A 12191-nucleotide genomic window follows, 5' to 3' on the forward strand; every position below is an offset into this window, starting at 1 on the left:
GGGTACGCGTAAATCTCTACAATATTCATAGGTGAAACTCTATTTCAGTTTTAGCAACTATTTTATTGTTATTGAAAACAACTTTATGCGTGACAAAATTGAGTCAAATTTGTTTCACATACCACCGAACCCGTATACTATACGGAACTTAATCCCACCGAACCAGATACTAATAAAGAGTAGCAGTATTTCTTTTCCATTCACATGTTTAAATAGTACCTTACTTAGCAATTACCATTGAAAGATAATTTCGCGTCTAAAATAGTCACTTTATTCTTTACTCTGCTTATTTTATCAATAATAGTTCCATCTACGTTAAAAACTACCGTTGTATCTGCCTCGTCTCAGGCTGAATTTCCAACTGCACTAAATTCCTCTTCTTCTTTAGACAGCCAAGTTAATTACTCATTACCTCAATTCACGATTACACATGAACTAATAAATTTATTAAAAGACGTTGTGGACACGAATAGAACTAAAGGCGCATTTGTAGTAGGACTTGTTGATCCAAACGGAACCCAATTTTATGGATATGGCAACGCAAGCAAAGCAAATAATTCTACTGTTAATCAAAACACAATTTTTGCTATTGGATCTCACACCAAAGTTTTTACCGCAGTACTTTTGGCCGATATGGTTGAAAATGGTCTTATCAAACTAAATGATCCTATAGCTAATTATCTGCCATCAAATGTTAAGGTACCTGAATATAGAGGACACAAGATTACCGTGGAGGATTTGGCAACTCATACTTCGGGACTGCCTGAATTTCCAGATAATTATTGTTCTGAAATAGCAGGTGAAAATCCCCAGACTCCAGATGAAAAAATTCAATTCCAAATGAAATTTGCTAACTGTGCTAAGGATTATACACTTGACCAATTCTATCAGGGACTCTCCAATGCTACCATTACAAGGGAACCAGGGACAAAATTAGAATACTCAACATTTGGTGCCGCATTGCTTGGAAACATCCTGCTGTCTTTATCAAATGAAACATCTTACGAAGTTCTATTGAAAAAACGGATTTTAGATGTTTTGGGAATGAATGATACTAGGATATTTCTTTCTAATGAACAAAAATCTAGGTTGGCCGTTGGACATCTGTATGGACAAGAACTTGAATTATTTAACTACTCAAATCCAATAGTTCCAGGTGGTGGACTTTATTCTTCTACCAGTGATATGCTAAAGTTTATCTCTGCTAACATCGGGTTGATGAAAACAAAACTAAATGATGCTATGCAACTATCACATTTAATAAGACATACTTCTGGTGAGACGATGGAAAATAACATACAGTTAACTAATCAGAATAGCACAGATTCTGTAGGATTTTATATTGGGTTAGGATGGTTTGTTACAACAAATTTTGGTACTGAAATTATTCGACACAATGGCGCTACAGGAGGTGGATATAATGCCTTTATGGCTTTTAATCCTGACACTGAAAGGGGTATCATAATTATTTGCAGTTCAGATATAAGTAACGCAAACATTACAACTGCGGGTCTTTATGAGGATAATCCTCTTTCATATTTTGTATGGAACTTACTCAAAGGATGAATAGTGTGATTTAATCGGTTAATTGAAAATGAGTGGTAATTATCACTCAAATTTGTTTCACATACCACCAAACCCGCTACCAAATATAGTAACATCTAAACAAAATTTTATTAAAATTCTAATTCAGCTTGCAAGTATTCTATAAAGGTTCGAACATTTGGCTTTTTAAATTTCGTATGTATTCATCAACTAGTTTTTCGACAGCCTCTCTGGCTCCTTCTAACAATGGCGAATCTTGATGAGCCATCAATAACTTGTCAAAATTAACCTTTGAAAGCCTTTGCGCAGATACTATTGCTGTAGTCGGATCCATCGATATCTGAGGAACAGAAATATGCATACCCTCAGCTCCAAAGGCCTTTTTATATATACTATCAGCACCCAGAAGTAGTTTATCTTTTTCATAATAAAGCGATATGTGACCTGGTGTATGACCTGGTGTATGACCTGGTGTATGAATAACCTTAAGACTTCCAATCATGTCGCCATCTGAGACTTGATCATCAACGCTAATAGGTTCAACTTCTAATGTTCCATATTCTCTTGATAATGACTCTGCTGAGACACCAAGATTTTCTAGTTTTTCAAGAGTTTCTTGTGTAGACGGAGGTCCCATGTAGGGTGGATTGTGGGCAAGATATCTTGACTCAATCCGATGCGAATAAATCCTAGCACCTGACTATCTCTTTACCTCATTGGCAGCTTGTGCGTGGTCGACGTGGACATGAGTTAGGATTATTCGCTTCACGTTCTTAATGTCATATCCTATGTTCTGCAGATATTTTTCAAGCACAGGTATTTGTGCAAGAAAACCAGGATCGATTAACGTCAAATTATCTTCATCCTCTATAAACAAGTAAGGAAAGACCTTTCACCGTGGATCGGGATGAATCATACCTTCTATTGAGTAAACCTTCTTAGTAATCTGAGTCATAGCCTTTCAAATATCAGTCTGTAAGACTTTATTAATGATCTTTGCAGCTTTAGGAACACAAATTCTTTCAGTCTTTGGAATTACCATTTCTAGCTTTATGATAGAGGGTGGGATATTGCTTTTTGTAGTCTCAATAGAATTATTAACATTTGGTGGTTTGAGATTTGGAGGAACTGTTTCTGATGACTCGGGTGTGTTCCATTAGCATTTCCTTTATTGGCAGGTCCGGGTGCTATCACCGCAGTAATACTTTCATACCAAACTGTGGGATTGATCGTCACGATGTTATCAATTGCGATTGTGATAGGAATTACCTATACGGTGTTCTATTCAACTAGGACCATCTACAGAATACTTGGAAGACGGGGTTCTCTAATTGTTAGTAGAATATTTGCGGCTCTGATTGCAGCTATTGCTGTACAATATATAGTAGACGGTTTAAAAACAATTTAAATTTCATAAATAATTGTTATTGCATAGAGGATGATGTGGTAAAAAGGTTCATTAATAACAAGTAGTAGATTAAAAACATCGATGTATTAAACCTTTTAAAACTCATTCCTACAATTAAGACTATGTGAGTCGACTACTTTGTAGGATCATATCACGTAAATTGCCGACATTTGCAAACTAAACATCTATGGTCGTAGAATTTTGGCCCGTTAGGTTCGTTTCTGTGCTCCATCTTGGTATGAATACAATTTTTACATAGAGAAATTTGAAGATTATCTAATTTACTCATATTTTTGTTGTACATGATACATTATTAACCTTTGTGAAACCTATTACAATCATAATTCCAGTATAATCATGGTAAGTAACATGACCGAGAAATATTATTACCTTTTTGTGAAATAAATGGATATCCAATTCGAAGAAAACCTTAACTGAAATCAAAAAGTGGGGCAAAATAATTAGTTTTGAAATCATCCTAGTTGATTAGTATCATCCTTCTATTTCATCCTTAAATATCTACGATTATTAAGATCTTTAAGTATTGAAGATTTGATTTTTAGGTAGTTTATTGCAGTTCAGGGTTTTGATGTATGCCATCCCACTTAACAAAATCTATTCCTACTTTATCCTCAAATCGGATCTCCCATTATTCTTGACAACATTTTTGAAAAATAAATTAGAATTCTGGTAATACGTAGCATTGGAGTAAGAGATCCAAAGCCGAATATATGATATCATACTTGGAGTTGATGATATACTCAGACCACTACCATATTCCCTTGAATTAGCAAAAGAATCCTTTCCAGTATGAATATTTTGGTAAGATACAAATGATCTAACTAAACAGACAAAATCAATCAGGACTTTAAAAAACGGAAAAATGATGGAACGTTATTCTGAGCATCAGCTTTATTAGTAGACGTTGGTGGCTTGATTACCTTTTTTGATGTTACTTTCATCTATAATATTAGGATAAATTTGTATACATTTGAGCACTGCTAAGGTTGATAAATCACGTAAAATATATTGCAGACTTTAGATGGGTAAGGTTCATGGAAGAGATTAACGCTACACCTTTGCGTTTTCGATAAGTTCATCCTGTTAAAGATGTGGGTTGATTTAGGACTAGGATTTAATTTATTATACCGGCTCCCCATAGAATTTTATCAGTTTCTTTCTCTTTTCCAAATCAAATTCATATCCGGGGACAGGATGTTGATACAAACCTACAATAGGTTTGTCACAGTGAGGACAGGTTTGATAATAAATTTCATAAGCTGATTTAATATCTTTAGTAAAGCCTGTTATGCGTTGAAAGGTGAGTTCATATTCATCATGACAATGTGGACAATTCATATTTGTCAATAATAATTTAGCTATTCTTGGTAATAAACAATTATTACATTTTCTTTAAATAGGAATCTTTTTATCATTTGACTTTTTCTTCATTAAATCCATATGAATTTAATTAATGTGTTGCTCAATTCTAGGAGTAATTCAAAATTTATGTAATATTCAGGATTCAAATCCGAGATAAGATTCTTAACCATTATTATGCAAGTTGTCCATCAACATTGCAAATATTACAACTTCAGATCTTTGGGTCAATTCTCTAACATAATTTGTGTAGATCTTACCCTGGATACGAGGAGTGTGATTTTATCGGTTAACTGAAAGTGGTTGGTATCTGGAAGTCAAATTTGTTCCACATATCACATATAACTCTCTCATTTAGTAACAAAAATAATCTAGAACCTAGAGTTAGAAATCATATTTTAAGACTAGTGTTCTGGGCCAATGAATTCTAAATCAAGTACTAAATTATTCTATTATAGATGAAGTGATATTCAATCTAATCATACACAATCTGAATCTGATATCAAAATCTCACCTACAAGAATATTTTCAATTAGAGGGTAAGGAGATAGGTATTACCTCTGCATGCAACAATCATCTACTCCAAGTTCTTCTATCCTTTGATATCCCTTAAATTCAAGAAAGTCTCTAATCTTTTCGCGTACTGGGAAATGATTGTGTTCTACAGTTATAATACGAAAAGAGTATTCATCAAATGGAAAACTCTTTAGAATTGCTAGTTCAGAACCCTCTGTATCCAGACTCCAATAATCTATGGTTTGTGGAACGTTACATTCTTTCAGGACTTGACCTATTGTACGTGTCAATTTCTTAACTGTCTTTGGATTTCCGTACAAATCTTTGTTAACATCATATGATGCTTTTGCTCGATCTAAGTGCAAAGGATGATATTCTTCCATGATCCCCCCAACATCGTTTCCTAGTTCTAAAAAATCAACATAATCTTCCTTATCATATAGACAATAATTCAAGCAATGACATTTGCGATTTTTCACTAGATTTTCAAAAAAAACTTCATTCGGTTCAATACATACGCCATTCCAGTCATAAGCAACTTCTAAAAGGTGAGTGTTATTTGATTGCACCCCGTCTGAAGCCCCTGAATCAAGAAAAAACCATTACGTTTCCATCCAAGCATTTCTAAAACAAGTAGATCTTGACCAAATTCGGAATAAATCTCATTAATTTTGGTTTCTTTCATAATTATTTTGTTTTGCTTTTTACTGGTTATTAAATGAAAAATCTAATTGTTAGTTAGGATACATAATTATTCCTGAACAGTATGTTTTTATTAATACAGAATGAAATAATATCGCATATTCAAAGCTCTTCAATTAACGGTTTTTAATTCATCGCTATGATAATTTACCTTGGGATTTAAAAGTCAGAATAGAATTTTATGCCTTTATAGATAGTTAAGACCTTTGTTATAAATCAAATATATATGGATATTGAATTTACACCCAAAATGCTTGCTGTGTTTTTTATCATAGCTGGAATAATTGTAGTTTTTATGCTGATGGGTGGCTCACTAACACAACTCTTTAGTGCGAGTATACAAGAGGTAGTTTCAATACAAATTAAACAAGATAATACATGTATAGTGGAAGCTTCGGATGGAGTGCCTAGATCCATTGACAATTGTCCTTATCAACTAGGAGATAATGTAACTATAAATTACAAACAAGGAATACCCACAATTGAGAGTCACAGACAATAAATGGTTATGATGTAATGATGTTAATTTTACATCAAGTTCAATCATTTTTAAATTATAGAACTTTGTGCAGAAGATAATTGAATTTATTGCCTTTTATAAATTTGATTGTTGTATCTTTATATTTTTTATTTCGAGGTTTATTACAGCTTCAGATCTTTCGCTAAATCCTCTTCCATAATTTGTGTGAAGTATACCCAAGAGATGAAGAGTGTGATTATTATGGGTTAGATGAATTGGGTATGGATTGTGAGTCAAATTTGTTTCACATGCCGCCGAACCCGCTACTAATTATAGTAATGATATAAGACAATTAATCTTTTTTCCACGTACATGATTGATGGCGTTAATTATTTCGGGTAGTAATACAATATACCACCGAACTGTCATAGATATGAAATAATAAACATGGATTTATGAAATACATTTCCTCTTTACTGGTTATCATATCTGTTTAGCCTAAAAAAATCTAATACATTTTCCTTGGTTTGGATCATATTTTTGCATAATCTTCGCACAATCTTGTATACTTTGGGGATTTTTACACATACCTGTAATTGGATCAAATGGAGTTCCTTGAGAATTACAGGATGCTGGAGAAGATTTTGTTACTGTGGCTTCGGAATTGGATTCATCCAGAGTCGGTATGTTATTTTGTGATAGCATTTCCTTTTCTCCAATAGGATTGTTTGGATTCTCTTGATTTTGTATGGATTGGATGGGTGCACACATGATACCCTTAGGACCACCTGGAACGTTCTTTAGTTCCATTTCGCCTGGTTGACATGATACTCTAGCATTTAGAGGAGCTGGTTTCACATAGCATCCTTCTGGTGATCCAGCTGGACATTCCTCTGGTGGAATAGGTGCACACATGATACCCTTAGGACCACCTGGAACGTTCTTTAGTTCCATTTCGCCTGGTTGACATGATACTCTAGCATTTAGAGGAGCTGGTTTCACATAGCATCCTTCTGGTGATCCAGCTGGACATTCCTCTGGTGGAATAGGTGCACACATGATACCCTTAGGACCACCTGGAACGTTCTTTAGTTCCATTTCGCCTGGTTGACATGATACTCTAGCATTTAGAGGAGCTGGTTTCACATAGCATCCTTCTGGTGATCCAGCTGGACATTCCTCTGGTGGAATAGGTGCACACATGATACCCTTAGGACCACCTGGAACGTTCTTTAGTTCCATTTCGCCTGGTTGACATGATACTCTAGCATTTAGAGGAGCTGGTTTCACATAGCATCCTTCTGGTGATCCAGCTGGACATTGTTCATTTTGCGGTGGCTCAGACAAAGCGGTTAAAGAAGGGTTGACAGTGGTTATGTTCTCTGCTACTTCAGATAATCCTTGACTATCTTCACCAGCATCTTCGTTGTTGTTGCTGGTGTCATCAGCTTCCTCTTCAGATAATCCTTGACTATCTTCACCAGCATCTTCGTTGTTGTTGCTGGTGTCATCAGCTTCCTCATCCGGGGATGCAAAAACATACGATGTCATTAAATTATTCTGGGTAATATCACCTCCGCCATTAGGAAAAAATAACGTAGAAGAAATTCCTGCTAAAGTAGAATTAAACACAAGCAAAATAACAACAAAAATACTTTGTATAATTGGAGATAAATTACAATGAATAGACAATATTATGAAATGGATTATGATGGTAATATAAAATATTTTACTTTAACCCAATTTGGAAATATTTGTTTATTTTGACATAGAATTTTGATTGCTAGTCAGCTAATCATATTGAAAATATTATTCATGTAAGATGGTTTAATATTTACAGGTTAATTCATAGATTAATAATTATGATATTCACGTCTATTAATTTTCGTGGCCCTTGGAATTAATTCACTTTTAATTTCAAAAAAAATTTCTAACTTGTTTTGGACTCATATGGATATCCTCATGATTTCCACCGAACCAGATACTAATAGTTGGTAACTATAGTATATAATAGTAAGAAATAACTTACATGAAATTAAAGTTTTAATTTATATATTCGTCTGAATGTGGGCCTATCCAGTTAAAGGATATTTGCTTACTCGACCTGCTCTCTCTCTACTCCACTTAATACTCATTGCATCTACTTCATCTTTTACAGATGTTCCTCATGCCGCAACACCACCGCCTAGACCAACTATCTTTCCAAGGATTATCTGTTTGAAATAACACTCTATTCAAGTTATTATACCTATGAGGACGGTGGTCAGAAATCTCTAAGGAAAGAAACATTTTTGATGTTGAGTGGATTCTGTTATGCGTTGTGAGATACTATGAGAAACATGTTGTATTCACCGATGGCGGTGGTACATAGTATCAACCACAAGACTGTGAATTTCTAAAAATGGAACATCACAGTCAATCTTTTTTTTGGCAAACAGGAAAAAAGATTGATTGAAAAAAAGGTACAATATATAAAAGGCAGAACGGAAGGTTTCGATGACTACTTCCACGTAAAATAAATAACTGCAAACTAATGCACATAAAGAATTGGGTGAATCTATTAAGTATCAACATAACAGGGATATGATTAACGCTTAAGTTAACAGCACCATCAAATCTTCCGAATATTCAAATATGTCTAAATTCAACAATAGCTAAACTTATGAAATTTGGTGGCAATCTAATACACTATCATTCCATGTATCTTTTTGTTGTTATGTTTGTGTTTTTGTTGACATTTACAATTATTGCTAGTCAAGTTGCTCATGGTAAGCAAGAGTCTTCATTTAATGGGATAAATTTCTCAAAGCATGTCGATGTATATAGTAATAAGGAAGGAATATTGGATACTTCCCTAATTGTTGAAGCGAAGCAAGGTACGATTGGAAACCAACCAATCACAGCGTTGGCGTACAACGGGTCACTCATGGCACCAACGTTACACATTAAACCAGGAGAACGACTGGTGGTAAATCTTGTTAACAAGATAGATGAAACTAACATACATTATCATGGTTTCCATGTGTCGCCGATGGGCAGCTCCGACAACGTCTTTCGTGTAGTTGAAACTGGACAAACCGCGAGGTACGTGCTAGATATACCTATCGATCATCCATCAGGAACTTTTTGGTACCATCCACACATCCATGGTCTCGCTACAACTCAAGTAGGCAGCGGGATGTCAGGTCTGATCGAAATCGAAGGTTTGAAAGACTTGTTACCTACTTCCTTACACAATATCACTGAGCAAACTGTGGCTTTGAAGGCTTTTCCATGGAATCTAAACGGAACTTCAATGAATCCAATATATAAGTGGGCAGATTACCTTACTGTTAATGGTCAGATTAATCCTATTATAGATATTTCATCAGGGGAGACTCAACTTTGGAAACTTGCAAATATTGATCCCGCTACGTATTACAATATAACATTACCAGGTCACATCTTCGAGGTGATAGCAGAAGATGGTAACCCGGTCTGGGATGTTTGGAAAGCAAAAAGCCTCTTACTTCCTGCTGGCAAGAGATTTGATGTGTTGGTTACTGGAGGAGAGAATGGAACTTATCCTCTACTGTCACTCCCATATAACCGCTCTGGATTTTCTCCGACCTCAGAGGTAAATCTGGCTACGGTAAATGTGCATGACAAAGAAGGTTCAGAGACGCCAGAAGTCGCTCCTTCGAGTTTAGCACTAAGACACGATCTTGAAGGTGCACAGATCACGGCTAATCGTACACTAGTCTTTGATGGCTCACCAAACAACAATACTGTTAACCGATTTGGTGACGTGGGAACTAACCAGATAAACGGTAAAGTCTTTGATCATAAACGAGTCGACTACACCGTCAAGCTAGGTGATGTAGAGGAGTGGACACTCAAAAATACCGATGACGAAGATCATACATTCCACATCCATATCAATGACTTTCAGGTAATGTCAGTAAACGGTCAACCTTATAATGCACATAGTTTGCAGGACTTGGTAGTCATTCCACAAGGTGGTGAAGTTGTGATTCGTATTCCATTTACAGATTTTGTTGGAAAATTTTTCTTTCACTGCCACATTCTCCCACATGAAGACACTGGTATGATGGGCGTAATTGAGGTGGTCGACCCATTCACACCACAGGATTAATTGAGTGGTTCGAAATTATGTTAATGGTGTTTAACAAGAATCATTATTTTTGACTTTTACTTTTTTTCTTTTATCGTCGAAGAAATATTATCTGAACTAACATGAATAATCTCTATGATCTGATAACAACTCTTTGTTAAATGATCTTTGATATTTTAGTTTACTGCTTTATGATTCTCTTATAGAGTTTGACTCACAAAATAAGCGAAATATGTTGTTACTCCATACTAATTAACCAAGGATCTGATGAGTTGAATATGAATTTCATTTAAACGAGCATACCACATACAATGTCTAAACAATTCTTATTATGATATTTGTGGATATGCTTTTGATGCTGTTCATATTGCATGAAATTCGATTCATCATAATTGCTTTGCTTTGTGGTGGATTCTTGACCTCTTTTATACCGTTTATTTTTGCTGAACCTTCCATTGTAGACCGTTCATTAAAGATCGAACTGATTGCAGAGGGGCTCTCATCACCAACTAGTATGGCTTTTGTTGATTCTCAAAATATACTCGTGTTGGAAAAAAATAGTAGAGATGTAAGATTGGTCTCTAATGGTTACTTAAAAGAATAACCCGGTTTACAACTAGATGTTGATTCTACAACCTTGACCTGCTGTAGAGGATTGCTCGGCATTGCAGTTAATAACCTCGGTTATACCAGTGGTAATAAACAAGTCTTTCTCTACTTTGCTGCAGCAGCAGGTAAAGATGATAACCCGATCTTGAATAAAGTTAACAGGTATGATTGGGATGGCAAAAACCTTCTAAATCCTCTTAACATTTTGAATTTGCCTGCAATACCCGAACCAAATCATCCCGGAGGTAAACTAACACTGGATAAAAAAGAAGGTAAACTATATGCAGTGATCGGAGACCCTAACAACGTAGGCATACTCCAAAATACAAAAAATAATAATAACAACAATAATGATCTTACCGACAGCTCTGTTATCATAAGAATCAATTCAACGGATGGTTCGGCCCCACCAAATAACCCTTTCGCAAGCATCAAAGATGCTTTTCCTTCGAGTCAGGTTGAGAAATACTATGGATATGGGATAAGAAACAGCTTTGGATTAGCAATAGACCCAGTGACCAATAACTTATGGGATACAGAAAAAGGGGATAAGGATTTTGATGAAATAAACCTAGTGCGAGCTGGTTTCAATAGCTGCTGGAAAAAATTAATGGGACTCATCTCACAAAGCGATATTTACTGGCAGACTAGTTACTCAAAATACACATCCAAACTGCCAAAGATGAATTAATAAGTTTGTAAGGTATCCTTACTGAAGTGCTAACCCTGCAGTCTTCTATGGGACCAGAATAAGGAGCTTTTGATTCCCATCCCAAATTGAAAGTATATAGTTACTACACAGGATAATTAAGGAAAGACGGGGTAAGAACACCTTTATAAAAAGTTTAAATAGTAATGGTCATTGTTTAACTATTACAATGGGGCACAATTTAGTTTGAAAATAGAAAACAAGAACAAAATCGTCTACACTTTTCTGATGATTGGTTCTGTCTTAATGGTTTTTGGTTTTACATTATTTATACTTCCAAACGTGTATATGCTTCCAATAATACCGGTTCCATAGAATACCTAGCCGATCCTGCGGTATTGGGTAGTCCCTTTTATATTCAGCAATATCAGCACGTGGTTGAGAAGCCACAATCGGAATCGGAATCAAAGCTTTATCTGAACCATACAAATGTAGGAGTAATCAATGGAACTTTAAGCGTCAATCATATTGGAAACACCACTGAGACTCTTAGAGATAATAACACGGTGTATCTACAAGGCTTTAGAAATTTAACAGCTGATAATGACATGGGTTCAGCGTCTTATACCTTTCAAGCAATAGGTAACTATGATTCCTACAACAATTACAAAAGCAGAGGAGTGGCGATTTTTGACGAAGTTGCTACTGGAGAGCTATCATTCCTAGCTAATACTGTTGCTGTTTATAAGACCAGTGTTGATGCTGACGGAAACGGGGCATTTCTCATGTGGCATTGGAGATAAGAATA

At 35.4% G+C, this 12191-nt stretch carries 11 protein-coding genes and 1 pseudogene; 8 read left to right on the forward strand and 4 right to left on the reverse strand.

Going from position 1 to position 12191, the window contains the following annotated elements; translation table 11 throughout:
* Window positions 1-237 precede the first annotated feature (237 nt).
* Window positions 238-1566, forward strand: a complete 1329-nt coding sequence (locus NFRAN_RS10045) for a serine hydrolase domain-containing protein (RefSeq protein WP_134484864.1) — start codon at window positions 238-240, stop codon at window positions 1564-1566.
* Window positions 1567-1705: 139 nt separating this feature from the next.
* Here the strand turns inward: NFRAN_RS10045 and NFRAN_RS10050 are convergent.
* Window positions 1706-2422 (reverse strand): annotated as a pseudogene (locus tag NFRAN_RS10050) (MBL fold metallo-hydrolase).
* 112 nt (window positions 2423-2534) lie between these two features.
* Between NFRAN_RS10050 and NFRAN_RS14375 the strand changes: the two are divergent.
* Both NFRAN_RS14375 and NFRAN_RS14380 read left to right on the forward strand, forming a co-directional pair.
* Window positions 2535-2705, forward strand: a complete 171-nt coding sequence (locus tag NFRAN_RS14375) for a MarC family protein (protein ID WP_134484867.1) — start codon at window positions 2535-2537, stop codon at window positions 2703-2705.
* An 11-nt stretch (window positions 2706-2716) separates the two neighbouring features.
* A complete protein-coding gene (locus NFRAN_RS14380) occupies window positions 2717-2953 on the forward strand; it encodes a MarC family protein (protein WP_134484868.1) in 237 nt (78 codons plus the stop codon).
* A gap of 1143 nt (window positions 2954-4096) precedes the next feature.
* On the opposite strand, the gene NFRAN_RS10070 is transcribed toward NFRAN_RS14380, so the two are convergent.
* The gene (locus NFRAN_RS10070) at window positions 4097-4321 is read right to left on the reverse strand and encodes a hypothetical protein (RefSeq protein ID WP_172602278.1); all 225 of its coding nucleotides are present in this window, start codon (window positions 4319-4321) and stop codon (window positions 4097-4099) included.
* A gap of 566 nt (window positions 4322-4887) precedes the next feature.
* Window positions 4888-5418 carry an FkbM family methyltransferase gene (locus NFRAN_RS10075; protein ID WP_134484870.1) on the reverse strand — a complete coding sequence of 177 codons (531 nt, stop codon included), beginning with the start codon at window positions 5416-5418 and terminating at the stop codon, window positions 4888-4890.
* A gap of 359 nt (window positions 5419-5777) precedes the next feature.
* On the opposite strand from NFRAN_RS10075, the gene NFRAN_RS10080 reads away from it, so the two are divergent.
* A complete protein-coding gene (locus tag NFRAN_RS10080) occupies window positions 5778-6053 on the forward strand; it encodes a hypothetical protein (RefSeq protein ID WP_134484871.1) in 276 nt (91 codons plus the stop codon).
* 456 nt (window positions 6054-6509) lie between these two features.
* Here the strand turns inward: NFRAN_RS10080 and NFRAN_RS10085 are convergent, their stop codons facing one another.
* Window positions 6510-7649: a hypothetical protein gene (locus NFRAN_RS10085; RefSeq protein WP_134484872.1), complete on the reverse strand. Its 1140-nt coding sequence runs from the start codon at window positions 7647-7649 to the stop codon at window positions 6510-6512.
* Between the two features lie 1024 nt (window positions 7650-8673).
* On the opposite strand from NFRAN_RS10085, the gene NFRAN_RS10090 reads away from it, so the two are divergent.
* The 4 genes from NFRAN_RS10090 (at window position 8674) to NFRAN_RS10105 (ending at window position 12186) form a co-directional block, all read left to right on the forward strand.
* Complete coding sequence (locus NFRAN_RS10090) at window positions 8674-10146, forward strand: multicopper oxidase family protein (protein WP_134484873.1); 1473 nt, start codon at window positions 8674-8676, stop codon at window positions 10144-10146.
* 334 nt (window positions 10147-10480) lie between these two features.
* Window positions 10481-10729 carry a hypothetical protein gene (locus NFRAN_RS10095; protein WP_172602279.1) on the forward strand — a complete coding sequence of 83 codons (249 nt, stop codon included), beginning with the start codon at window positions 10481-10483 and terminating at the stop codon, window positions 10727-10729.
* A 33-nt stretch (window positions 10730-10762) separates the two neighbouring features.
* Window positions 10763-11425 carry a PQQ-dependent sugar dehydrogenase gene (locus NFRAN_RS10100; RefSeq protein WP_134484875.1) on the forward strand — a complete coding sequence of 221 codons (663 nt, stop codon included), beginning with the start codon at window positions 10763-10765 and terminating at the stop codon, window positions 11423-11425.
* 392 nt (window positions 11426-11817) lie between these two features.
* Window positions 11818-12186, forward strand: a complete 369-nt coding sequence (locus tag NFRAN_RS10105) for a hypothetical protein (RefSeq protein WP_134484876.1) — start codon at window positions 11818-11820, stop codon at window positions 12184-12186.
* Window positions 12187-12191: the final 5 nt, after the last annotated feature.

This window comes from Candidatus Nitrosocosmicus franklandus, assembly GCF_900696045.1.
Taxonomy (GTDB): Archaea; Thermoproteota; Nitrososphaeria; order Nitrososphaerales; family Nitrososphaeraceae; genus Nitrosocosmicus; species Nitrosocosmicus franklandus_A.

Coding starts and splice junctions, on each gene's coding strand:
- NFRAN_RS14375 (WP_134484867.1), top strand. CDS start 2,535: ATGATCTTTGCAGCTTTAGGAACACAAATTCTTTCAGTCTTTGGAATT.
- NFRAN_RS10080 (WP_134484871.1), top strand. CDS start 5,778: ATGGATATTGAATTTACACCCAAAATGCTTGCTGTGTTTTTTATCATA.
- NFRAN_RS10090 (WP_134484873.1), top strand. CDS start 8,674: ATGAAATTTGGTGGCAATCTAATACACTATCATTCCATGTATCTTTTT.
- NFRAN_RS10095 (WP_172602279.1), top strand. CDS start 10,481: ATGCTGTTCATATTGCATGAAATTCGATTCATCATAATTGCTTTGCTT.